24 protein-coding genes and 2 tRNA genes are annotated in these 21,407 nt (G+C 63.9%); 11 read left to right on the forward strand and 15 right to left on the reverse strand.

The window, feature by feature from the left end; translation table 11 throughout:
- Nucleotides 1-9 precede the first annotated feature (9 nt).
- The 4 genes from sppA to cmk all read right to left on the reverse strand — a co-directional run bounded on the left by sppA (nucleotide 10) and on the right by cmk (nucleotide 4,170).
- Nucleotides 10-963, reverse strand: coding sequence for a signal peptide peptidase SppA (gene sppA / locus KIT02_RS13040; RefSeq protein ID WP_297578350.1), 954 nt, complete (start codon nucleotides 961-963; stop codon nucleotides 10-12).
- Nucleotides 964-1,031: 68 nt separating this feature from the next.
- Nucleotides 1,032-1,541, reverse strand: coding sequence for a GNAT family N-acetyltransferase (locus KIT02_RS13045; protein WP_297578352.1), 510 nt, complete (start codon nucleotides 1,539-1,541; stop codon nucleotides 1,032-1,034).
- A gap of 66 nt (nucleotides 1,542-1,607) precedes the next feature.
- A complete protein-coding gene (rpsA, locus tag KIT02_RS13050; protein ID WP_297578354.1) occupies nucleotides 1,608-3,314 on the reverse strand; it encodes a 30S ribosomal protein S1 in 1,707 nt (568 codons plus the stop codon).
- 175 nt (nucleotides 3,315-3,489) lie between these two features.
- Entirely contained in the window at nucleotides 3,490-4,170 is a 681-nt protein-coding gene (cmk, locus tag KIT02_RS13055) for a (d)CMP kinase (RefSeq protein ID WP_366520543.1), read from the reverse strand.
- Between the two features lie 157 nt (nucleotides 4,171-4,327).
- Between cmk and KIT02_RS13060 the strand changes: the two genes are divergently transcribed.
- The 7 genes from KIT02_RS13060 (at nucleotide 4,328) to KIT02_RS13090 (ending at nucleotide 10,090) form a co-directional block, all read left to right on the forward strand.
- Entirely contained in the window at nucleotides 4,328-4,726 is a 399-nt protein-coding gene (locus KIT02_RS13060) for a TIGR02300 family protein (protein WP_297578356.1), read from the forward strand.
- Nucleotides 4,727-4,921: 195 nt separating this feature from the next.
- A tRNA-Ala gene (locus KIT02_RS13065) sits at nucleotides 4,922-4,997 on the forward strand.
- A 90-nt stretch (nucleotides 4,998-5,087) separates the two neighbouring features.
- A complete protein-coding gene (locus KIT02_RS13070) occupies nucleotides 5,088-5,213 on the forward strand; it encodes a hypothetical protein (RefSeq protein ID WP_297578358.1) in 126 nt (41 codons plus the stop codon).
- A gap of 86 nt (nucleotides 5,214-5,299) precedes the next feature.
- Nucleotides 5,300-7,015 (forward strand): alpha/beta-hydrolase family protein, encoded by a 1,716-nt coding sequence (locus KIT02_RS13075; protein WP_297578359.1) that lies wholly within the window; start codon nucleotides 5,300-5,302, stop codon nucleotides 7,013-7,015.
- 70 nt (nucleotides 7,016-7,085) lie between these two features.
- Nucleotides 7,086-8,237 carry a crosslink repair DNA glycosylase YcaQ family protein gene (locus KIT02_RS13080; protein ID WP_297578361.1) on the forward strand — a complete coding sequence of 384 codons (1,152 nt, stop codon included), beginning with the start codon at nucleotides 7,086-7,088 and terminating at the stop codon, nucleotides 8,235-8,237.
- Between the two features lie 102 nt (nucleotides 8,238-8,339).
- Nucleotides 8,340-9,647 carry a nicotinate phosphoribosyltransferase gene (gene pncB, locus KIT02_RS13085; RefSeq protein ID WP_297578365.1) on the forward strand — a complete coding sequence of 436 codons (1,308 nt, stop codon included), beginning with the start codon at nucleotides 8,340-8,342 and terminating at the stop codon, nucleotides 9,645-9,647.
- Nucleotides 9,648-9,769: 122 nt separating this feature from the next.
- On the forward strand, nucleotides 9,770-10,090 hold the full coding sequence (locus KIT02_RS13090) for a hypothetical protein (RefSeq protein ID WP_297578370.1): 321 nt from the start codon (nucleotides 9,770-9,772) through the stop codon (nucleotides 10,088-10,090).
- On the opposite strand, the gene KIT02_RS13095 is transcribed toward KIT02_RS13090, so the two are convergent.
- From KIT02_RS13095 to tsaB, 5 genes are all read right to left on the reverse strand, one after another.
- On the reverse strand, nucleotides 10,091-10,336 hold the full coding sequence (locus KIT02_RS13095) for a hypothetical protein (protein WP_297578376.1): 246 nt from the start codon (nucleotides 10,334-10,336) through the stop codon (nucleotides 10,091-10,093).
- A 78-nt stretch (nucleotides 10,337-10,414) separates the two neighbouring features.
- Complete coding sequence (locus tag KIT02_RS13100) at nucleotides 10,415-11,224, reverse strand: lysophospholipid acyltransferase family protein (RefSeq protein WP_297578382.1); 810 nt, start codon at nucleotides 11,222-11,224, stop codon at nucleotides 10,415-10,417.
- Between the two features lie 9 nt (nucleotides 11,225-11,233).
- Nucleotides 11,234-11,617 (reverse strand): Fur family transcriptional regulator, encoded by a 384-nt coding sequence (locus tag KIT02_RS13105; RefSeq protein WP_297585283.1) that lies wholly within the window; start codon nucleotides 11,615-11,617, stop codon nucleotides 11,234-11,236.
- An 87-nt stretch (nucleotides 11,618-11,704) separates the two neighbouring features.
- Nucleotides 11,705-12,184, reverse strand: a complete 480-nt coding sequence (rimI, locus tag KIT02_RS13110; protein ID WP_297578383.1) for a ribosomal protein S18-alanine N-acetyltransferase — start codon at nucleotides 12,182-12,184, stop codon at nucleotides 11,705-11,707.
- Complete coding sequence (gene tsaB / locus KIT02_RS13115; RefSeq protein ID WP_297578385.1) at nucleotides 12,181-12,792, reverse strand: tRNA (adenosine(37)-N6)-threonylcarbamoyltransferase complex dimerization subunit type 1 TsaB; 612 nt, start codon at nucleotides 12,790-12,792, stop codon at nucleotides 12,181-12,183. The genes rimI and tsaB overlap by 4 nt, the downstream gene beginning before the upstream one ends.
- 108 nt (nucleotides 12,793-12,900) lie before the next feature.
- Between tsaB and lnt the strand changes: the two genes are divergently transcribed.
- Both lnt and KIT02_RS13125 read left to right on the forward strand, forming a co-directional pair.
- Entirely contained in the window at nucleotides 12,901-14,523 is a 1,623-nt protein-coding gene (lnt, locus tag KIT02_RS13120) for an apolipoprotein N-acyltransferase (protein ID WP_297578387.1), read from the forward strand.
- Between the two features lie 86 nt (nucleotides 14,524-14,609).
- Entirely contained in the window at nucleotides 14,610-14,984 is a 375-nt protein-coding gene (locus tag KIT02_RS13125; RefSeq protein WP_297578389.1) for a hypothetical protein, read from the forward strand.
- A 54-nt stretch (nucleotides 14,985-15,038) separates the two neighbouring features.
- Here the strand turns inward: KIT02_RS13125 and KIT02_RS13130 are convergent.
- Nucleotides 15,039-15,123, reverse strand: a tRNA-Leu gene (locus KIT02_RS13130).
- 56 nt (nucleotides 15,124-15,179) lie between these two features.
- Nucleotides 15,180-15,542, reverse strand: a complete 363-nt coding sequence (locus KIT02_RS13135; RefSeq protein WP_297578390.1) for a GFA family protein — start codon at nucleotides 15,540-15,542, stop codon at nucleotides 15,180-15,182.
- A gap of 148 nt (nucleotides 15,543-15,690) precedes the next feature.
- Between KIT02_RS13135 and KIT02_RS13140 the strand changes: the two genes are divergently transcribed.
- Complete coding sequence (locus KIT02_RS13140; protein WP_297578392.1) at nucleotides 15,691-16,686, forward strand: complex I NDUFA9 subunit family protein; 996 nt, start codon at nucleotides 15,691-15,693, stop codon at nucleotides 16,684-16,686.
- A 159-nt stretch (nucleotides 16,687-16,845) separates the two neighbouring features.
- Entirely contained in the window at nucleotides 16,846-17,559 is a 714-nt protein-coding gene (locus KIT02_RS13145) for a PadR family transcriptional regulator (RefSeq protein WP_297578394.1), read from the forward strand.
- A 47-nt stretch (nucleotides 17,560-17,606) separates the two neighbouring features.
- Here the strand turns inward: KIT02_RS13145 and KIT02_RS13150 are convergent, their stop codons facing one another.
- From KIT02_RS13150 to KIT02_RS13165, 4 genes are all read right to left on the reverse strand, one after another.
- On the reverse strand, nucleotides 17,607-18,485 hold the full coding sequence (locus tag KIT02_RS13150; RefSeq protein WP_297578396.1) for an AraC family transcriptional regulator: 879 nt from the start codon (nucleotides 18,483-18,485) through the stop codon (nucleotides 17,607-17,609).
- Nucleotides 18,486-18,560: 75 nt separating this feature from the next.
- A complete protein-coding gene (locus tag KIT02_RS13155; protein ID WP_297578397.1) occupies nucleotides 18,561-19,244 on the reverse strand; it encodes a TetR/AcrR family transcriptional regulator in 684 nt (227 codons plus the stop codon).
- A complete protein-coding gene (locus tag KIT02_RS13160; protein ID WP_297578399.1) occupies nucleotides 19,198-20,724 on the reverse strand; it encodes a tripartite tricarboxylate transporter permease in 1,527 nt (508 codons plus the stop codon). Before KIT02_RS13160 ends, KIT02_RS13155 begins: the two co-directional genes overlap by 47 nt.
- 11 nt (nucleotides 20,725-20,735) lie before the next feature.
- Nucleotides 20,736-21,275, reverse strand: coding sequence for a tripartite tricarboxylate transporter TctB family protein (locus tag KIT02_RS13165; protein ID WP_297578401.1), 540 nt, complete (start codon nucleotides 21,273-21,275; stop codon nucleotides 20,736-20,738).
- Nucleotides 21,276-21,407: the final 132 nt, after the last annotated feature.

The following is a 21,407-nucleotide window of genomic DNA, read 5'->3' on the forward strand; positions in this document are numbered from 1 at the left end:
AGCCCCGGTTCAGGGGGTCGGGTCAACCTGCCAAAGGGAAACCAAGCCGTCAAGCATCAGCGGCCCCTGCTCGGGCAGCCCGAGGGCGCCGCGGGCGCCATTGCCGATGAGATTGCCCAAAAGCGACCAGTTGTCGTCCGGCTTGGGCCAGACCCCGACAATGTCGAGCTCGGGATCGATTTCACGGGTCTCGGCCAGCCAGGCCAGGGCCTCGGTTTCGCCGCCTATGGCGTCGATCAGCCCGGTGTCGACGCCGATACGCCCGGTCATGATGCGGCCATCGGCCAAGGCCAGGACTTGCGCGCGCGTGAGGTCGCGCCGCTCGGCCACCACATCCACGAACCAGTCAAAACTGTCCTCGACCAGATCGGTAATCGAGGCACGCACCTCGTCGGTCATGGGCTCGTTGTAATCCGGCTCGGCCTTGAGGGGGCCGGACGCCACCTTGTCGAGGTCGACCCCGATGGTATCGAGCAGCTTGCCGGCATTGATATGCTGGTAAAGAACCCCGATGGAACCGACGATCGAGAGGCGCCGCGCCAGGATCTGGTCGCTGGCAATGGCGGTCATATAGGCGGCAGAGGCGCCCAGTTCGCCAATAGTCGAGACCACGGGCTTGGCTGCCCCGAGGCGCCGCAGATCCTCGTAGAGTTCCTCGCCGCCGGCCGTGGTGCCACCGGGCGAATTGATGGCGACGATCACGGCCTTGACCGCATCATCCTCGATCAGCGCGTCGATGGTGCGGCTGCGCGCGGCATCGGTGGTGATGGTCCCCGAAATGGTGATGCGGGCGATCCTGTCGCCGACGGGCGGGTTGAACCAGGCAAAGCGTCCGACCAGCGCCAGCACGGCGACGACGGCGGCGACAAGGGCGATGATGCGCCAGAGCCCGCGCGAGCGGCGGAAGCGGTCCGCAGCGATGGCGTCATGGGCGGAAGGGGTGGCGGAATGAGGTTCTGTCAATTGGGATGTCTCATGCGTGTTCGGTCAGCATACACATCCGCGGGCTACTGGCCAAAGGGTGGGCGGGCTCAGGTCAGCGATTTGACCATGTACTGCGCCGCGGCCTCATAGGCGGCGAGCTTGTCGCGCAAGTTCGGGCGGTTGGCGATGGAAAATCCGTGGCGCTCCCAGAAGCGCTGTGAGCCATTTACCGCCACCAGGCTCATGCTGGCATAGCCCATGGCCACGGCATGCTTGGTAAGCGCAGCGACGATTTCGCCGGCCGCGCCGACACCGCGCGCCATCGGCAGGAGGGCGAGGTCATGGATGTAATAGGTGTCTGCGTCTGCGGGCAGGGCGCCCAGGAGCGTGTCGAGCGCCGGCAGGGTGTCTGAAAGCCAGGGATGGCTCAGCACATAGCCGGCCGGTTTCTCGGCAATTTCGAAGAGATAGCAGCCGTTGCGGTAGAGTTCGAATTTTTCGGCCAGCACCGCCTCGGCTTCGAAGAAACCGGGATGCACTTTATTGGCGATGGCAAAGACCGCAGCGAAATCATAGCCGCTCATGGCCCGCCAGGCCACGTCGCGAAACTGGATCATGGGCCTCTTTCATGAAACGACCCGCGCTTTTGGCGCGGGTCGAAAGCGTGCTGGGTCAGACGAGATTTACTTCTCGTCGCGGCCCTTGAGGGCGGCGCCCAGGATGTCGCCGAGCGAGGCACCCGAATCGGACGAACCGAAATTGGCCACGGCTTCGCGTTCTTCGGCGATTTCGAGCGCCTTGATCGAGAGCTGGATGCGGCCGGTCTTGCGGTCGTACTGGGTGACGCGGGCATCGACCTTGTCGCCCTTGGCGAAGCGCTCGGGGCGCTGGTCATTGCGGTCGCGGCTGAGGTCGGCGCGGCGGATGAAGGCGGTCACGTCGCTGTCGGCGATGCGCACTTCGATGCCGCCATCGTTGACGTCCACGACTTCGGTGGTGACAACGGCGTTCTTGCGCAGGCCCGAACCATCGGACGAACCGGTATCGGCCAGATCATCGGCAGCAAGCTGCTTGATGCCCAGGCTGATGCGTTCCTTCTCGACATCGACGTCGAGCACCTTGGCCTTGACCATGTCGCCACGGTTGTAGTCCTCGAGTGCGATTTCGCCGGACTTCTGCCAGTCGAGATCGGACAGGTGAACCATGCCGTCGACATCGCCTTCGAGGCCAATGAACAGGCCGAATTCGGTCTTGTTCTTGACTTCGCCTTCGATGGTGGAACCGATCGGATGGGTCTCGGCGAAGGCTTCCCACGGATTCTGCAGGGTCTGCTTGAGACCGAGCGAAATGCGGCGCTTGTCGCTGTCGACTTCGAGCACGACCACGTCGACTTCCTGGGAGGTCGAGACGATCTTGCCGGGGTGGACGTTCTTCTTGGTCCAGCTCATTTCCGAAACGTGGATCAGGCCTTCGATGCCCGGCTCCAGTTCGACGAATGCGCCGTAGTCGGTGATGTTGGTCACGCGGCCAGAGAACTTGGCACCGATCGGGTACTTGGCTTCGATGCCTTCCCAGGGATCAGCCTGGAGCTGCTTCATGCCGAGCGAGATACGGTGGCTCTCGTGGTTGATGCGAACGATCTGGACCTTGATGGTCTCGCCGATCGTGAGCACTTCGGACGGGTGATTGACGCGGCGCCATGCGATGTCGGTGACATGCAGCAGGCCATCGATACCGCCCAGGTCAACGAACGCACCGTAATCGGTGATGTTCTTGACCACGCCATCGACCACCTGGCCCTCTTCGAGCTGCTGGACGATTTCCGAACGCTGTTCGGCGCGCGATTCTTCGAGAATGGCGCGGCGCGAGACGACGATATTGCCGCGACGCTTGTCCATCTTGAGGATCTGGAAGGGCTGCGGCACATTCATGAGCGGCGCGATATCGCGGATCGGACGAATGTCGACCTGCGAACGCGGCAGGAAGGCCACGGCACCTTCGAGGTCGACGGTGAAACCACCCTTGACCTGGTTGAAGATGGTGCCTTCAACGCGCTCATTGGCGTTGTACTTCTCTTCGAGCTTGACCCAGCTCTCTTCGCGGCGGGCCTTTTCGCGGCTGAGGACGGCTTCGCCCATGGCGTTCTCGACGCGGTCGACATAGACCTCGACATCGGAACCCACGGTGATGGTGCCGTCGCGGCCGGCCTGGCCGAATTCCTTCAGCGGGACGCGGCCTTCGGTCTTGAGACCGACGTCAACGATGGCCAGGTCCTTTTCGATGGCGACCACCTTGCCCTTGACCACGGTGCCTTCGGCGGCATCGTTGTCGACAAAGCTGTCGAGCAGCATCGATTCAAAGTCTTCTTTCGTCACAGTCTGCTGTGCCAAATCTTTTCTCCGGAGCGCCGGTGGTTGGGGTTACAATTCCTGGCCGGACCGGGTCCGCCTCGGCGCAAATGCCGAAGCCGGCGCACGGAGCACCGCTTCCTGGTTCAGGATGATTGGTCTATGGATCCGGGCCAGAGCGCGGGTGATTGCCGGAAACCGGGGCCCAAGGAGGAAATTAGGAGGGCTTCTGCCCCCCTGCCTTGAGCGCCATGGCCTTGTCGACAATCGCAATGGCAGCGCGGAGTGCGGCCTCTATATCGAGATGTGTCGTGTCAAGCAAGTGCGCGTCGTCGGCCTTGTAGAACCCGCCATGCGGATTGGCCATGTCGCGGGCATCGCGTTCTTCGATCTGGTGGAAGAGTTCGTAGCGGTTGACGGCGACGCCGCGCGCTTCCAGCTGGCGGGCCCGCCGCTCCATCCGCGCCTTGCTGTCGGCCTGGATGAAGAGTTTCACATCGGCTTCCGGGCAGATCTTGGTGCCGATGTCGCGGCCATCGAGCACCGCGCCGCCGGCCTGGGTGGCAAAGTTGCGCTGAAAGGCGAAAAGCGCCGCGCGCACCTCGCCGATCACCGCCACCTTTGACGCCAGAACACCGGTTTCGGCGGCGGTAAGGGCCGAAATATTGGTCAGCTCGTCCGGGGTCAGGGACTTGGCAGCCGCGATGGCAACCGCTTCGAAATCGGGGCGGTCGACCGCCGCGGCCGCCGCCAGGCCCACAGCGCGGTAGAGCAGGCCGGTATCCAGATGCGGCAGCTGGTAGTGCCGGGCGAGCCCGGTGGCGAGGGTGCCCTTGCCGGAGGCTGCGGGTCCGTCGACGGCGATGATCATGGACAGCTCCGTGGTGTCATATGCCATGGCGATAGCCGCCCGGGACGGCCCGGACAAGCCCTGCCCGGACCCGATCCGGCATTTTGCGTTTGACAGAGCCCGGCTTTGCCCATAACCGGACTGACCGAATTTGGCGCGGCTTTTGCCGACGGCGCCCGGCATTTCCATCCCAAGAGGCACGCTCATGGCCACAAGCGAACGCGGAACCAAGCGCACCGATCCCGATACCGGCAAGAAGTTCTACGACCTCAACCAGGATCCGATCGTTTCCCCCTATACGGGTAAGTCCTTCCCCCGCTCCTTCTTCGACCAGCAGGCCGGCAAGGCCAGCCCCGCAACGGCCCGCAAGGTCGATGACGAGGACGAGACTGAGGAAGAAGAAGAGACCGAACAGAACACCGGTCCCGAAATCGTCAGCCTCGAAGATGCCGATGCCGAGGAATCCGGCGACGACATTCCCGATGTCGAGGATGTCGAGGTCGAGGAGGATATCGGCGACGATGACGAGGACGTGTTCCTCGAGGAAGACGAAGACGAGGACGATGGCCTCGGCTTTGAAGTCGGCGACGACGAAGACCGCTGATTTTCCTCATGTTTTTCCGCCGGGCAGGCGATGTGCCCGGCGGATGAAAAAAGTGTCATTTAGGCACTTGCGTGTGGCGGGATGATCCAATAGGTTCCGCCTCGCTTCGGACGGCCCAGGCCGCCGAACCCACCAGAACTACCGCAAGGGCGTTCGCGCAGAGCCGGATTTGAGGCTTTCGCACCCTGATCGGATGGGGCCATAGCTCAGCTGGGAGAGCGCTTGCATGGCATGCAAGAGGTCAGCGGTTCGATCCCGCTTGGCTCCACCAAGTCCTTCCTGACCAGTGTTCCGAATCGCCGCCTGCTTGCCGAGCGCAGTGCAATCTGCAAGCATTCCGGCATTGCTCTGGGAGGATTGCATGGACAATTACGAAGATTCCGGTCTCGACTTCATGGGCGGTTTCGCCCTGCTCAGCCTCGTGATCTGGGTGGGTGGCGCCGCGCTGCTGATCCTGACCGTGCTGCTGGGGCAGGGGCGGGTCTGACCGGAACCGGAGCGGACTGCAATTGCCAGCCCGGGTGAAGCCATTATAGTGGCCCGAACCACTTTCCGGCCCGGGCCTTGCACAGTTTGACCCTTCCATCGCCAGTGGCCGTGCGCCGCTGGTTCGGCCGCCGGCTCGACAGTATCTCCACCGGCGGCTGGCTGGTGGGCCTGCTGTTTTTTGCCCTGTCCCTCACGCCATCGCTGATCCCGCGGCACTTTGTCGTCCAGGGCATTCTGTGCGGTTGTACCTTCGCCGTCGGCTATGGGATCGGCGTGTTTTTCGAATGGCTGTGGAACTGGCTGGGCCTGGCCTGGTCCAATCCGCGCCTGGCCCGCTGGGTCGGGCGCATCTGCGCCGGAGCCTGCCTGGTGCTGGCGATCACCTTCCTGTGGTTTTCGACCGGCTGGCAGAATTCCATCCGTGCCGCCATGGACATCGCCCCGGTCGAATCGCGCCAGCCTATTCTTGTCGCCATGATCGCTGTGGTGCCCGCGGCGCTGCTCATTGGCCTGGGCACCCTGATCGTGCATGGCGTGCGCGCCACCTCGGTCCGGTTGGCGCGCCACATTCCCCGGCGCGTTGCCCTCCTGGGGGCCATGCTGCTGGTGGGCCTGCTTACCGCGGCATTCGGGGATGGCGTGGTGGCCCGCGGCCTGCTGTTCGCGGCCGATCGCTTCTACGGCAATCTCGATCATCTGGCCGGAGCCTATGCGGAAGCGCCGTCCGATCCGCAACGCTCGGGCAGCGACCAATCGCTGGTGCCCTGGGACACGATCGGGCTCGATGCCCGAATCTATGTGCAGTCCGGTCCCAGCGCCGAGGAGATTACGGCTTTGACCGGAAAGCCGGCCGAAACGCCCCTGCGGGTCTATGTCGGCCTGCGCTCGGCCGAAACGCCGGAGGACCGCGCCAATCTGGCGCTGGCCGAGATGGATCGCGTCGGCGCCTTCGAGCGGTCGGTGCTGGTTCTGATCATGCCGGTTGGCACCGGCTGGGTGGAGCCGGCCGCCGTGGACACGCTGGAGCTGCTGCATCGCGGCGATGTCGCCAGTGTTGCGGTGCAATATTCCTATCTCACCTCCTGGCTGTCGCTGGTTTCGGAACCCGATGTCGGGGTGGAAACCGCCCGCACCCTGTTCAAGGCAGTCTATGACCGCTGGACGGCGATGCCCAAGGACACAAGGCCCCGGCTCTATCTGCACGGGCTGAGCCTGGGCGCCTATTCATCGGCAGCCTCGACCTCACTCTACGACGTGCTCAGCGATCCCTTCGACGGGGCCTTCTGGGTGGGCACGCCCTTTGCCAGCAGCGCCTGGCGCAATGTCTCGCTCAACCGCAGCACGGGTTCGCCCGTATGGAAACCGGTCCTGGGCGACAGTTCTGCCGTGCGTTTCGCCAATCGGGGCAGCGATGTGCTCTCGGGCGCGCCATGGGGGCCTCTGCGCATCGTCTATCTGCAATATCCCACCGACCCCATCGTCTTTTTCGAGCCAACCATGCTCTATCGGGAGCCGGCCTGGCTCTCGGGCCCGCGCGCGCCATCCATTTCACCCCTGCTCAACTGGTATCCGGTGGTGACGTTTCTCCAGGTCGCGCTCGACATGGCCCTGGCCCAGACCGCGCCGGTCGGGTTCGGGCATTTCTACTCTCCGCAGGACTATTTCGATGGCTGGCTGGCGGTGACCGACCCGCCAGGCTGGACCACGGCCGAAATCGACGCGCTTCGCATCAAGATCAGCCGGCACGGCGATATCGGTCCGCTGACCGGCGGCTGGTTCCGCACGGCGCCCGAGGGCTGACAAATTCGGGTTTGACCCGCAGCTCCGTTCTGGCAATGTTCTGCAATCACCATCGCCGGGGATTCGGCTCTTGCCCAGACGCATTGTCACACTGTCGTCCGAAAAAGCCCGGGCCATCTGGCTGCGGGCCCAGCGTCTCGATGAGGCATCGCCTTTCGGTTCCGGCCCGGCGGCCGCGCAGCAGGCCGTGGCGCATCTGGGCTATGTGCAGATCGACACGATCAACGTCATCGAGCGCTGCCACCACCATATCCTGTTCAGCCGCATCCCGGATTATTCCCGCGCCGATCTTGACCAGCTGCAGGCACAGGACAAGTCCATCTTCGAATATTGGACGCATGCGCTGAGCTATGTGCCCACCGCCGACCTGCCCTATTTCGTCCCGGCCATGAAGGCCTATCGCGACAATCCGAACGCCTGGTTCGGCTCGGTCAGCAAGGCCGAAGTCAGCGCCATGACGAAACGGCTCAAGCGGGAGGGGCCGCTCTCCATCCGCGACATCGACGATGACGAACTGGTGGACAAGACCCATCCCTGGGCCAGCCGCAAGCCGTCGAAACGGGTCTTGCAGCTGATGTTCTATCAGGGCCTGGTCGCGATTTCGGCGCGACAGGGCATGGTCAAGACCTATGATCTGACGCATCGCCATTTCGGTTGGGACAAGGCCCCGCGCCCGGCAACAGAACGGCAGGTCACCGCCTATCTCCTCGACCGCGCGCTGCGCAGCCAGGGGGTGGTGAGCCTTGATTCGATCTGCCATCTCAATGCGCCGGCCAAGAAGGCGGTGCGCGACTTGATCGAAGCCCGGGTCAAGGCCCGCAAGCTGGTGCCGGTCGATATTGCCGGCTCCGGCAAGGCCGACCACTGGGCGCCCCGGGAGGCGTTGGAGCACGATGTTCCGGCTGCAGCGGGCCGCGTGCATATCCTCTCGCCCTTCGACCCCCTGATCATCCAGCGCAAGCGCCTCAAGCGCTTTTTCGGCTACGACCACATCTTTGAAGCCTATGTCCCGGCGGCCAAGCGGCGCTACGGCTATTTTGCCCTGCCCGTGCTGGTCGACGACCAGGTCGTCGCCGCCATCGACCTCAAGACCGACCGCAGTCAAGGCAAGCTGCTGGTGCAGAAATGGAGCTGGCTTGCCGATATTGGCGCCGAGGCGCGGGCGGCAGTCGATGCCGAACTGACCCGCTTCGAGCGGTTTCAGCTGGGGGCCGAAGCCTAGGCAATCTGCGGTCCTTGAAAGGCCTGATGGCGCCCGGCAATGGCGCGGCTTTCCTTTCCGCGCCCGGGCGCGCTAAAAGGCCAACGTTACGTGGGGACTATCATGGCCACTTATACCGACATCGCCCGCCGGGTTTACAATCATACCTTCAAGCTCGATCCGATCATTCGCAGCCTGCTCGACACCGATTTCTACAAGCTGTTGATGCTGCAGATGATCTGGGGCCTTTACCCCAAGGTGGAGGCCACGTTCAGCCTGATCAACCGGACCAAGTCGGTGCGGCTGGCCGAGGAAATCGACATCGAGGAGTTGCGGGCCCAGCTCGATCACTGCCGGACCCTGCGGCTCTCCAAGAAGGAGATGATCTGGCTGGCGGGTAACACCTTTTATGGCAGCAAGCAGATCTTTCAGCCCGGCTTCCTGCGCTGGCTGGAGAATTTCCAGCTGCCCGAATACCGGCTCGAAAAGCGCGACGGCCAGTTCGTGCTCGAATTTCCTGGCCTGTGGGTTGAGACCACCATGTGGGAAATTCCGGCCCTGGCCATCATCAACGAATTGCGCTCCCGCGCCGCCATGAAGCATTACGGCCCCTTCACGCTCGACGTGCTCTATGCCCGCGCCAAGGCCAAGATGTGGGAAAAGGTCGAGCGGCTGCAGAAGCTGCCGGACCTGCGCATTTCCGATTTCGGCACGCGGCGGCGGCATTCCTTCCTCTGGCAGCGCTGGTGCGTCGAGGCGCTCAAGGAAGGGATCGGCGAGAACATGACCGGCACCTCCAATGTCAAGCTGGCCATGGACAATGACCTCGAGGCCCTGGGCACCAATGCCCATGAACTTCCCATGGTGCTGGCGGCGCTGGCCCGCTCGGACGAGGAACTGCTCGAGGCGCCCTATCGGGTGCTGCAGGACTGGAAGAGCTACTACGGAGGCAACCTGCTGATCGTCCTGCCCGATGCCTTCGGCACTGATGCATTTCTACGAGATGCGCCCGATTGGGTCGCGGACTGGACCGGCTTCCGCCCGGACAGCGCCCCGGCCATCGAGGGGGGCGAAAAGATCATCGACTTCTGGAAGGCGCGCGGCCGCGACCCGAGGGATAAGCTATTGATCTTCTCGGATGGTCTCGATGTCGAGATGATCGAGGGCGCGTATCTGCATTTCGATGGCAAGGTGCGCATGGCCTTCGGCTGGGGCACCAATCTCACCAATGATTTCGAGGACTGTGCTCCTGAGCCCAATCCGGGCCTCAAGCCCATCTCCATTGTCGCCAAGGTGAGCCAGGCCAACGGCCGCCCGGCGGTTAAGCTGTCCGACAATCCCGCCAAGGCCACGGGTGCGCCCGAAGAAATCGCGCGTTATATCCGCGTCTTCGGCGACAAGGGGCGGGTCGAGCACGCCGTCAAGGTCTGAGGCCTTTCGGCAACATTTCACGGTTTCGTGTGCTTGTGGAGAACTTCTGCCACATTGACCGCGTTAACACCGGATGAACCAACGCCGGGCACTGTTCCGGCGGGGGCTCTCCGGAGCCAGATATGACTATTGAACTGATCGACATCACCCTGGCCGAGCGTCAGCCCCATCCCAGGCTGGCCGCCCGCCTCACCGGACGGGTGCGGGCCGTGCTGATGGAAACCATCGACGAGCGCCAGTATCAGCACGAATTGATGGTCCCGGTCTGGGTCGATCAACAGGCCGGCATGGACGACAGCGACGTGGAAATGGCCATGCTGGTCAAGGCCGCCGGCATTGTCGGAAGGCTCAAGGCCAATCTGGCCCGGCCCGCCGGCTCAGCGCTTCCGGCCGTCGCGAGCCAGCAAGAAACCGAATTGCCGCCGAAAACCGGGGCCGACTGATCAGTCGCGGGCCAGCGCTGCAAGGAAGCGGGCCCGGTCCTGATGGGCGGGCCTGGCGGGCTTTGGTGCGGCAAGAGCGGGCAATGGCACGGCAACAGCGGACGCGGAAGTCATGGCTGCCGGCGCTGCCATGATGCGTTCGATCCGCTGCAACTGCCGCGATCGGTTCAGGCGCATCTCGTCGCGCAGAAACCACACGGTAACCGAACCGACAATGACCCACATGGCCAGCAACTGCCAGAGCATGACTGCCTCCTGTTGAGGGCCCTGTCATAGCTAATGAGCGGTTAATGCGGAAACGGCTTCGCCCGTTAGGCTTAATGGCTAAACTTGCGCCAACTGCCCCGGCAGCGGGCCGCCGCGATTGAGCGCTACCAGCATGGCGCGGACCTGAAGTTCGGCCGCCTTGGTCACGGCCTTGCGGTTGTCGGTCTCGCGCAGGGGCAGGGGCTCGGCAAAGGCGATGGTGACATCCTTGAGCGGCCCGGCCAGGATATCGCGGATATTCTGGCCGACCGACTTGGACTTGATCCAGGCAATGAGCGAGCGCTCGTTGCGGCTGACCGGCAGGCCCTGCAACCGCGTATAGGCCACGGTGACCGGCTGGATCACCACATCGCGGGCCCCGGCCTCGATCATGGCATGCTGTGCGGCGCCGACCAGGGCCGAGCGGAACGGCAGCACATGGGTGCCGATATCGGACTGACCCTCGGCGAACAGCAGCACGGCATTGCCGCTGGCCATATGCTGGCCCATGGCCTGTGCGGTGCGTCCGGTCTCGGACCGGCGCGTGCGGTCGGCATAGATGGTGCGCTGCAGATTGGCCATCATGCCGACGAAGAACCAGTCGCGCACCTCGCGCTTGGCCACGAAGGTGACATTGGCCACCGAGCCCAGTGCGACGATATCGGTCCAGGAAATATGGTTGGAGACCATCAGGGTCGGGCGGCCGGTCGAGGGGGTGCCGATCACATGGACGCGCATGCCCAGGAACAGGCAGCCCAGGCGATGGAACGCGCGTGGCAGGACCTGCCAGAATGGCAGGCGCAGAGCCACGATCAGCGCCTGGAGCGGAATGACCACGATCAGAAACGGCACGAAAATGAAGATGAAGAACAGCGTGCGGAACAGCATGAGATAGACTCAGGATGCCTTGTCGTCTTGGATCGGCACGGCATAGAGCTCGAGCCGGTGATCGACAAGGCGATAGCCCAGGCGCTTGGCGATGACCTCCTGGATGGCCTCGATTTCCTCATTGCGGAACTCGATCACCTTGCCGGTGCGCACGTCGATCAGGTGATCGTGGTGCTCGTCGGGGATAAGCTCGAAGCGGGCCCGCCCATCCTTGAAATCATGCTTGGTGATGAGGCCGGCTTCCTCGAACAGGTTGACGGTCCGATAGACGGTGGACAGGGAAATGCGCGGATCGACCTGGGAGGCGCGGCGGTAGAGCTCCTCGACATCGGGATGGTCCTTGGACTCTTCGATGACGCGGGCCACCACGCGGCGCTGTTCGGTCATGCGCATGCCGCGCGCAACGCAATTGTCTTCCAGCGTCGGGTCGGGAGATTTCGTGTTCAAGCCAGACACTCCTGCACTCGCCTGATCATGGGGTTAACCAAGATCGCGCGCCATGACAAGCGCGGTGGCCGCCGAGCCATCGGGCCGCGGATAATAGCCCTTGCGGGTCGAAATGGCTTCAAATCCGAGCCGCTTGTAGAGGCGGATGGCGGCCAGGTTCTGCTCATCGACCTCGAGGAACATGCGCCGGGCCGGCGACAGCATGAGATCGGCAAAGCCGGCCTCCATCAGCGCCCGGCCCAGCCCCTTGCCGCGCCATTTGGGATCGACCGCGATGGTCAGGAGTTCCGCCTCGTCGGCCGCCAGACGGATCAGGGCAAAGCCGGCAATGCGGCGCCGCGAATCGCAGGCGATATAGGCCGGGCTTGCCGCATCGCCCAGGAAAGCGGCGAAATCGCCGGTCGGCCAGCCACGAAAGAAGCTCTGGCCGTGAATGCGGGCGAGATCCTTGGCGTCGCGCGTCTCGGCCGGCTCGATATGCAGCCCCCCGGGGGCCATCCAGAACTTCATCATGGGCGCCGCCTCGGAATCCGGGCCGCATCCTGCGGCTTGGCATCGGCATCCCGGATATAGGTCGCATGGGGTGGGAAGGCCAGGGGATCGGCTTTGGCCGCGAACAGGGCCACGGCGCCGATGGCCGCGAACGGCTCGGTGATGACCGCCATGCCGGCGGCGATGGCGTCTTTGGCGGACTCCATGGGCAGGAGCCGGGCCGGCGTCAGCGGCTGCCCGGGCGCCGAGAATGTCTGGACATAGGCTTCCTCGCGCCGGGCATCGATCAGGACGGCCAGCGGGCCGGCTTCTGCGCCCAGGGAGACCGCCAGCAGGCTCGGAATGCCCAGGACCGGCAGGCGTCGTGCCACGCCCAGGCCGCGCGCCGCCGAGAGCCCGATGCGCAGGCCGGTAAAGGAGCCCGGCCCGGTGGTGACCGCGATGCGCTCGATCCTGGCATGGTCGACGCCATTGCGCCCGAGGAGGGTCTCGATGCGATCAAAGAGGATCTCGGCATGGCCCTTGGCAATGTCCTCGATCAACATGTCGACAGCCCCGTCCGGTGTCGCCAGTGCCAGTTGCAGGCGCGGCGCGGCGGTGTCGATGGCAAGGGTCAGGGGCTGGGTCATGAGGTCTGAACCTCTAGCTCCGCCACTGTCCCAAGTCCACCGCCTTGACGGCCCGAAGCGGCACGACCACCTTGCCGTCATGCCCAGTGATTCGCTTCCGCTTCATTCATGACCTGGCTGGCCGAAACTGCCATGTTGAGCCAGGGCTGGCGCCGCTTTCTGCTGCTCGTCCTGGCTGGCGCCGTGGCGGGCCTGTCGGTGCCGCCGCTCTTCATCCTGCCGGCCCTGTTCCTGGCCATGCCCATCTGGGTCTGGGCGCTCGATGGCGCCGAGCGCGGTCGCGGCTGGCGGCGCCTGTTCGGCCCCGCCTTCGCCATCGGCTTTGCCTTTGGCTGGGGCTATTTTCTCGTGGCCTTTCACTGGCTGGGGGCGGCATTTTTCGTTGATGGCGGCTGGGTGCTCTGGGCCATGCCCTTCGCCATTGCCGCACTGGCGGCGCTCATTGCCCTGTTCTGGGGCCTGGCCAGCGCGCTGGCGCACCTGTCCTGGAGCCATGGCTGGGTGCGCATTCTCACCCTAGCGGCATGGCTGGCCCTGGCTGAGTTCGCCCGCGGACACCTGTTCACCGGCTTCCCCTTCGACCTTTTGGGCTATGCGCTGACCGGCAGCGACGAGATGATGCAACTGGCCTCGGTGATCGGGGTCTATGGCCTGACCTTCCTCGCGCCGCTCCTGGCCATGACCCCGGCCCTGGTCTGGCCCGGGGACGACCGGAGCTGGTCGCACCGGCTGGCGCCGCTGTTCCTGGCGCTCTTCGTGATCGCAGCGCAGCTCGGCTATGGCTGGAACCGGTTGACCGGAATCAGCGCCACCGAGCGCACCGATGTGACGCTGCGCCTGGTACAGCCGCTGGTCTATGAACATGCCGATTTCGGCAATGTCGACCCTGTGGCGCTGGTCGACCGGCTGATCATGCTGTCCGACATGCGCATGGACCCGACCGATCAGGGCCTGGCCGATATCACCCAGCTGGTCTGGCCCGAATCGAGCCTGCCCTTCTTCCTCGAAACCTATCCCGAGGCGCTGGCGCGCATTGCCCGCATGCTGCCCGAACAGGCGAGCCTTTTGGCCGGGGTGCCGCGGCGCCCGCTGGCGCTGGCCGAAACCGGCTCCACCCAGCCGCCGTTCAACTCGGTCGTGGCCATCGACACCGAGGGCGAGATCATTGCCTCCTATGACAAGGCGCATCTGGTGCCGTTCGGCGAATATCTGCCTTTTGCGGATTTCTTTTCGCAATTGGGGATCACCCAGTTCGTGCCTGGCGCCGATGGCTGGTCCGCCGGCGATGTGCGGCGGCGGCTGATGAGCCTGCCCGGCGCTCCTGCGCCGCTGGTCCTTGTCTGTTACGAGATCATCTTCTCCGGCGACCTGGGCGAGACCGAAGGCGCTCAATATCTGCTCAATGTCACCAATGACGCCTGGTTCGACCGCTCGATCGGCCCGGCCCAGCATGCCCATCATGCGCGCCTGCGCGCCGTGGAGGAGGGCATGAGCTTGGTGCGGGCGGCCAATACCGGTCTGACCTTCGCCACCGATCCCCTGGGTCGGATTACGGCGCAACTGGTTCCCGGCCAGATGGCCGCGCTGGATGTTCGTCCGCATCAGAAGCTGGACGGAACGGCCTTTTCCCGCCTGCGCCACTGGCCCTTCCTCATTGCCGTGATCGCCGGCATCCTCTGCGGCTTTGTCGCGGCGCGCGGCCGCCCCCGGCGCCAGCGCGGCCAGCTCTGAACGATTGCAGCGGCCGCGTCGAACCGCGGGCGGTTCAATCGTCATGTCCATGCCGATGGGCGGCAAGCGCAACCTGGGAGACGATCATGGCGGACATGCAATGGGCCCTCGATGGGCAGGGGACCGAGCTTTTCGCCGGCATACCGGTCAGCGACTTCGATCGCGCCCTCGACTGGTACCGGCGCTTTTTCGGCTGCGAGCCGGCCTTTTTCCCCAATGATTTCGAGGCGGTGTGGGCGATCGGCCCCCAGCGCTGGTTCTATATCATCGTCGATGCAGGACGCGCCGGTGGCGCCGTGCAGACCCTGATCTGCCAGGACCTCGAGCCGCTGATCGCGACCCTGTCGGCAAGGGGAATAGATTATGTGGCTGAAGAATTGCCCGCCGAGGGCGTCCGCAAAGTCATGTATGGCGATCCCGATGGCAATGAGATCGGGCTGGGGCGCGTTCCGGCTGTCTGACCGCCCAAAAGCACAAAGGCCGCGCATCGGGGATGCGCGGCCTTTGCTCAAAATTGGTGCCCAGAAAAGGACTCGAACCTTCACGCCTTGCGGCACACGGACCTGAACCGTGCGCGTCTACCAATTCCGCCATCTGGGCGACGGGCGTGTAACTAGGGTGCCCTCGGCGCATTGTCAATGCGCTTTGATGGGCTTTCAGAAGTTTGCCCCGTCCCAGTGCTTTATCGCGGCACGATCAATGCCCGGCGGGACATCGAGACAGTTCACATTGACCATGACCATCTCGTTCCCCTTGCCGTCCGAGCCGCGCGCAAACGATTCGATGCCGCAGGTCTTGCAGAACAGGTGATCGATCTTTTCGGTGTTGAAATGATAGAGCGTCAGGTTGTCCGCGCCGTCCAGAAGCGTGAACTGATCGGCCGGCGCCGACTGCATGACCCAGCCCAGACGCCGGCAGCGCGAGCAATTGCAATCGCCCAGTCCCGAGAGATCCGTATGGATGGTGAAGCGGACAGCGCCGCAATGGCATGAGCCGTGATGGTCCTGAGCTTGGGGCATGTTGAACTCCTTTTGTGAGAACAAATAAAGAACATGCAAGGCGGAGAGTCAATCGCTCCGCCTATGAATTGCCGGTGCACCAAGGCTCGACAGGGGCAAGGCCCATGCGATAGAAGCGGTCAATTGCCGCCTCACCCGGAGCCCCGCCATGGACCGCACAGAACCCAAGCTCGTCACCGTTTTCGGTGGATCGGGATTTGTCGGCACCCATCTCGTGCAGTTGCTGGCGCGTCAGGGCCACCGCATTCGCGTGGCGGTGCGCCGCCCCGATCTTGCCGGTGAAACCCGCATGTTCGGCAGCGTCGGCCAGGTCGTGCCGGTACAGGCCAATATCCGCAACCTGGCCTCGGTGGAACGCGCCGTGGCCGGCGCCGATATCGTCGTCAACCTTGTGGGCATCGGCTTCTCGCGCGGCGCCCAGTCCTTTGAGGCTGTCCATGTCGAGGGCGCGGCCAATGTGGCGCGCGCGGCGGCCCAGGCCGGTGTCCGGACCCTGGTCCACATGTCGGCGCTCGGGGTCGAAAAGGCCGCCGAAGTCAGTGCCTATGCCGACAGCAAGCTGCGCGGCGAAGCAGCCGTTGCGGCAGCCTTCCCTGGCGCGATCATCCTGCGGCCCTCGCTGATGTTCGGCAAGGGTGACGGCTTTTTCAACCTCATGGGCACCCTGGCCCGCCTGTTCCCGGTCATGCCGCTGGTTTCGGGCGAGACGCTGTTCCAGCCGGTCTATGTCGGCGACGTCGCCGAGGCCCTGGCCAAGTCCACGAAGGGCGAGGTCAAGCCGGGTCGCATTTATGAACTGGGCGGCCCGCTCGTGGAGAGCCACAAGCTGCTGATGCAGCGCATTCTGCGCGAAGCCGGCCGCAACCGGCCCCTGCTGCCGGTTCCTGCCGGGCTGATGAAGTTCAAGGCGGCCTGCCTCTCCATCCTGCCGTTCCGGCCGCTGATCACCGCCGATCAGGTCGATCTGCTGGGCGTCGACAATGTCGTTTCCGACGCGGCCAAGAAGGACAAGCGCACCCTGTCTGCCTTCGGCATTGCCCCTACGGGCATGGATGAGGTTCTGCCCACCTATATGTGGCGCTTCCGCCGCCATGGCGAATTCGACCGCGAGGACACCAGCGGCGACAAGGGCGTCGCCGCCTGACCTGGCTGAACCAGACCAAGCTTTGAACCCCGGTGCCGGCACCGGGGTTTTTGTTTTGCGCGCATACATCCAAAATAGTCGTAAGATATATCTTGAAAGCGCCGCCTCGCGTGCCAATCTCCTGGCCATGGGTCTTTGAAACATATCTGGAGATACATCATGAACGATTGGAAAGACACAGACATGAACTGGCGCCGCTTCGAGCGCATGGCGCGGCGCGGCTGGGGTCGCATGCAGAACCTGGCCGGCGAGGAATTCGGCAATTGGGGCGGCAATATGCGCGTCGGGCGGATGCTGGCATCGGGCGATCTGCGTCTCGTTGCCCTCTACCTCATCGAGCAGCAGCCGCGTCACGGTTATGATCTGATCAAGGCGGTGGAGGAGCGGTCCAACGGCGTCTATTCGCCCAGCCCCGGCATCGTCTATCCGGCCCTGACCTATCTGGAAGAAGCCGGCTATGTCACCTCGGCGGCCGATGGCAACAAGAAGCTCTATACCATCACCGATGACGGTAAGGCGCATCTCGAGGAAAATCGCGAGGCGGTCTCCTCGACGCTGGATTTCCTCGGCCGCACCGGCGAGCAGATGAACCGCTTCCGTGAATTCGTGAAGGCCGATTGGCCTTTCGGCGGCGAGGGGCGCCCCGAAGATGGCAATGTGCCGCCCCATTGGGGCGAGCGGCGGAGCCATGCGGACCACGACCGCCCCATGCAGGATGCCATTCCCGAACTGGAGGCGGCCCGCAAGGCGCTCAAGCAGGCGCTGAAGAAGGCCCGCCGGGGCAGCGAGGAGCAGCAGCGCCGCGCCGCTGACATCCTCCGCCGCGCTGCGGCCGAAGTGGATAGCTTGGGCGATGACGAGGTGGATATTTAGTCGTCACTCTGAATAAGGAAGCGGGCCTTTTGGGGCCCGCTTCCTCGTTATTTCAATGGCAGGAAGACGTCGACCACCACTTCATAAGCCTCCATCCCTGGGACCGTTTTGAGTTGGCGCCGGCAGTAAACCGGAAAATCGCGGAGTTCTTCGCCGCTCTGGGGCAGCCATTCGCGATAGAGATACAGCGCAGCGGGTTCTAGATTGGTGCTGTTGCCGGGAAAGCGCAGCACCGCGCATCGACCGGCGGGGATTTCCCCCGGTTTCACCTGCCATGGATTGGGTGTGACCAGCTCTTCAGTCTCCACGCACAGGTCCATGCTGTAGCCGGCCGGATCGTCTGGCTCGCGCTCGGATCGAAAAACCATGTAGGACGCGCTTGTTTCGGGTCGGCGCCCATTGGCTGCGCGCCAGGCCATGAACTTCTCTCGGGTCTGAGGGATCGTCGATCGATCACCGCGATGTTCGATCATGGCGACCGCGACGGCAGGACAATCACAGATGGTGACGTCCCCGGGTTCGAAATTGATATGCATGAGTCTGCTCCTGGCAGTATCGAGGGGACCGAAGGCGGAAAGCCACTCAACCCAGTCGGGAGCATTTCGAAATGCGGACGGCGATTGACCCAGCCGCTGCCGGAAGGCCCGGGCAAATGCATCGGGCGCCTCATATCCCGCATCCATGGCAATTTCGGTGATGCTGGTCTCGGCCATGCCGAGTTGCCCGGACGCGTGTCTGAGACGCGTGAGCTGGACATATCGGTTCAGCGAAATCCCAAACAGCGCCGAAAACTGCCGATGGAAGTGAAACGGGGAAAAGGCCGCGACGGCGCTGAGTGTAGCGAGATCGAGCCTCTCGTCGAGATGCCCGTCGATGTGATCGAGAACTCGCTGCATCCGAGCCTGGTAGTGGTGAATTGCGGTCATGGTCCGTCCTGAGTGACGGGCATATTTAGCCGCGCCGCGCCTTGCCCCGCTCGACCGATCTTGCTCTTCGTGCCGCTAAACGCCCGGCTTGGTCTTCAGAAAATCGAGCACCATCTGCACGGCATGGGCCTCGCGCTCCTGCACCATGTTGACGCTGGTCAGGTCGCGTTCGAAAATGACCGACAGCGTGGCAGTGTTGGAGACGTAAAAGAATCCCAGCGCCGCCACCGAAATATAGAGTTGCACCGGGTCGACATCGCGCCGGAAGGCGCCCGAGGCGGCGCCGCGCTCGATAATGGCGGCGATCTGGCCGACCAGCGGGGAATGCAACGCCTTGATATCGGGCAGCGTCCGCAAGAACCGCGCATTCTCGATGTTTTCCGTGCCCAACAGGCGCGGGAACCAGGGATTGGCCAGAAAGTGCCGGAAGGTGAAACGCACCAGCCGGTCCATGGCCTGGACCGGATCGTACTGATCAAGGCTCAGGGCCCGCTCGCCCCGCCTGATCTCCTGATAGGCATCGAGCAGCACCGCCCGGTAGAGGTCTTCCTTGTTGCCGAAATAGTGGTAGAGCAGGCGCTTGTTGGCGCCCGCCCGCTCGGCGATCGCATCCACCCGCGCCCCTTCAAATCCACGATCTGCGAACTCCACCCGCGCGGCAGCGAGAATGGAGGCCTTGGTCTTGGCCGAGTTTCGCGGACGTCGGGTCGTCTCAGCCTTTGGCTTGGACGCCTCCGCGATTGCGGGTGAAGAGGGCACGGACACGTCGGTTTACCGCCGGGATGGACATGAGGATGGTGACAACGATGACGAGGCAGATAACAGCAGAGATCGGGCGGGTAAAGAACGGGCTCGGATCGCCATTGGTCAGCATGAGCCCGCGCCGGAGATTGAGGTCGAGCAGGTCGCCCAGGATAATGCCCAGCACCAGCGGGGCCATGGGATATTTCATCTCCCGCAGGATGAAGCCGACAATGCCGAACCCGATCATCACATAGACATCGAACATGCGCTGGGTAATGGCGAAGGACCCCACCACGCACAGCACATAGACGACCGCCATCAGCCGCTCGCGCGGGACGGACAGGACCGTCAGGAGCGGCTTGGTCAGCGTCAGCCCGAAGACCAGGATGCCAATGGTGGAGAAAAACAGGATCGCCACCACCTGGTACAGAAATTCCGGATTTTCCGTCATCAGCAGCGGCCCGGGCCGGATGCCGTGAATGAACATGGCGGCGATGAGGACCGCGGCCGCCGCCGAGCCGGGCAGGGCCAGGGTCAGGGTCGGAATCATGGCGCCGGGAACCACGGCCGAATTGCCGGTTTCGGCGGCGATCAGCCCTTCCTGGCTGCCCTTGCCGAACAGGTGCTTTTCCTTGCTGGTGCGCTTGGCCGCCGCATAGGAGGCCCAGGCCCCCACATCTTCGCCGACGCCCGGCACGATGCCCACGAAGGTGCCGATAATGCCCGAGCGCAATGTGGTCCACTTGTAGCGGAAGACATCGGCGAAACGCGGAATGACCCGGTCGCCCGTCGAGACGATCCGTGCCTGGGCATGGCGTTTCATCACGCCGAGGATTTCGGCAAAGCCGAAGGCGCCGACCATGGCGGGGATGAGATCGACGCCGCCGCCAAGGGCCGGAATGCCGAAGGTGAAGCGCTGATGGGCATGCAGGGTCTCCATGCCGACCATAGCGACAAGCAGGCCCAGAATGCCGGCGATATAGCCCTTGAGCGGATCGTCGATGGCCGTCAGTTGGCCCGAAATGATGACGCCGAACAGGGCCAGCCAGAAGAATTCATAGGTGCCGAACTTGAGGGCGGCCTCGGCGAGGAGCGGCGCGATCATCGCCAGGGCGACAATGCCCACCAGCGTGCCGAGGGCCGAGGAGGTGGTGGCCAGGCCCATGGCCGTCCCGGCCTTGCCCTGCAGGGCCAGCGGGTGACCATCCAGCGTCGTCGCGGCACTGGCCGGGGTGCCGGGAATGGAGAGCAGGATGGCGGTGCGGCTGCCGCCGTAAATGGCCCCGGAATAGAGGCACATGAGGCAGAGGATCGCCTGGTCCGGCGCCATCTTGTAGGTCAGCGTGACCAGGAGCGCCACGCCCATAGTGGCCGTCAGCCCCGGCAGCGCGCCAATGACGATGCCGAGCAGGGTTGCCCAGGCGATGTTGAACAGTGACAGCGGGGTCAGGAAGTGCGCCAGGCCATTGCCCAGCATGACGAGACCGTCGAGCATGGGTCTTCCTTCTAGGGCAGGCGCACGAGAAAGGCGCGTTCAAAGACAAGGGTGACGATGCCGGACGTGGCAATGGCCAGGCCGAGCGCCCAGAGGCCGGATGTGAGCAGCGGCCGCCGCGGCTCGGCCAGCCAGCATTCGAACACCAGGATGAAGGCAAAAACGAACAGGCCCGTGGCCGCCCAGAAGGGCATATTGCCGATCAGGACCAGCGTATAGAGCAGGGCAAGGCCCATCACCACCAGGGCGCGTCCGGCGGCGCCGGACAGCAGGGCGCCCTGCAATTGCTGCCAGCCGCTTTCGGCTTTCTGGCGCAGGGAGCGAACCGAAAGTATGACACCGCACAGGGTCAGGCTGAGGCTCAGCATGCCCGGCACCAGGCCCGGAATGGTCATGGGATGAATGCGCCGCACTTCCAGCCTGTCCATGGTCCAGGAGGCGTAGAAAATGGCAACACCGAGGATGATGAAGACCAGGCCCGTCAGCAGGTCCGCCTTGATCATGCCGGGCGCGGGCGCCTCGTCGTCCGGGGTCGGAATTTCGGTTGTCATCTGTGTTGAGCCTTGTGGCCGTCGGACTGTACCAATCCGCTGCGGTCATCGTTTGGGTTGATCGGGCGGATCAGCGGCCCGGGCAGGATATGGACCACCGGGCCCCGGCTGGTGCCGGAGCCCGGTGACATT

The sequence above is a fragment of the Devosia sp. genome (assembly GCF_025809055.1).
In the GTDB taxonomy this organism is placed as follows: domain Bacteria; phylum Pseudomonadota; class Alphaproteobacteria; order Rhizobiales; family Devosiaceae; genus Devosia.

What these genes read in the sequence shown, in the direction of transcription:
- KIT02_RS13045 (WP_297578352.1), bottom strand. Translation starts at nt 1,541, where the DNA reads ATGATCCAGTTTCGCGACGTGGCCTGGCGGGCCATGAGCGGCTATGAT.
- cmk (WP_366520543.1), bottom strand. Translation starts at nt 4,170, where the DNA reads ATGGCATATGACACCACGGAGCTGTCCATGATCATCGCCGTCGACGGA.
- KIT02_RS13060 (WP_297578356.1), top strand. Translation starts at nt 4,328, where the DNA reads ATGGCCACAAGCGAACGCGGAACCAAGCGCACCGATCCCGATACCGGC.
- KIT02_RS13070 (WP_297578358.1), top strand. Translation starts at nt 5,088, where the DNA reads ATGGACAATTACGAAGATTCCGGTCTCGACTTCATGGGCGGTTTCGCC.
- pncB (WP_297578365.1), top strand. Translation starts at nt 8,340, where the DNA reads ATGGCCACTTATACCGACATCGCCCGCCGGGTTTACAATCATACCTTC.
- KIT02_RS13090 (WP_297578370.1), top strand. Translation starts at nt 9,770, where the DNA reads ATGACTATTGAACTGATCGACATCACCCTGGCCGAGCGTCAGCCCCAT.
- KIT02_RS13095 (WP_297578376.1), bottom strand. Translation starts at nt 10,336, where the DNA reads ATGCTCTGGCAGTTGCTGGCCATGTGGGTCATTGTCGGTTCGGTTACC.
- KIT02_RS13100 (WP_297578382.1), bottom strand. Translation starts at nt 11,224, where the DNA reads ATGCTGTTCCGCACGCTGTTCTTCATCTTCATTTTCGTGCCGTTTCTG.
- KIT02_RS13105 (WP_297585283.1), bottom strand. Translation starts at nt 11,617, where the DNA reads ATGCGCATGACCGAACAGCGCCGCGTGGTGGCCCGCGTCATCGAAGAG.
- rimI (WP_297578383.1), bottom strand. Translation starts at nt 12,184, where the DNA reads ATGATGAAGTTCTGGATGGCCCCCGGGGGGCTGCATATCGAGCCGGCC.
- tsaB (WP_297578385.1), bottom strand. Translation starts at nt 12,792, where the DNA reads ATGACCCAGCCCCTGACCCTTGCCATCGACACCGCCGCGCCGCGCCTG.
- lnt (WP_297578387.1), top strand. Translation starts at nt 12,901, where the DNA reads ATGACCTGGCTGGCCGAAACTGCCATGTTGAGCCAGGGCTGGCGCCGC.
- KIT02_RS13125 (WP_297578389.1), top strand. Translation starts at nt 14,610, where the DNA reads ATGGCGGACATGCAATGGGCCCTCGATGGGCAGGGGACCGAGCTTTTC.
- KIT02_RS13135 (WP_297578390.1), bottom strand. Translation starts at nt 15,542, where the DNA reads ATGCCCCAAGCTCAGGACCATCACGGCTCATGCCATTGCGGCGCTGTC.
- KIT02_RS13140 (WP_297578392.1), top strand. Translation starts at nt 15,691, where the DNA reads ATGGACCGCACAGAACCCAAGCTCGTCACCGTTTTCGGTGGATCGGGA.
- KIT02_RS13145 (WP_297578394.1), top strand. Translation starts at nt 16,846, where the DNA reads ATGAACGATTGGAAAGACACAGACATGAACTGGCGCCGCTTCGAGCGC.
- KIT02_RS13150 (WP_297578396.1), bottom strand. Translation starts at nt 18,485, where the DNA reads ATGACCGCAATTCACCACTACCAGGCTCGGATGCAGCGAGTTCTCGAT.
- KIT02_RS13160 (WP_297578399.1), bottom strand. Translation starts at nt 20,724, where the DNA reads ATGCTCGACGGTCTCGTCATGCTGGGCAATGGCCTGGCGCACTTCCTG.
- KIT02_RS13165 (WP_297578401.1), bottom strand. Translation starts at nt 21,275, where the DNA reads ATGACAACCGAAATTCCGACCCCGGACGACGAGGCGCCCGCGCCCGGC.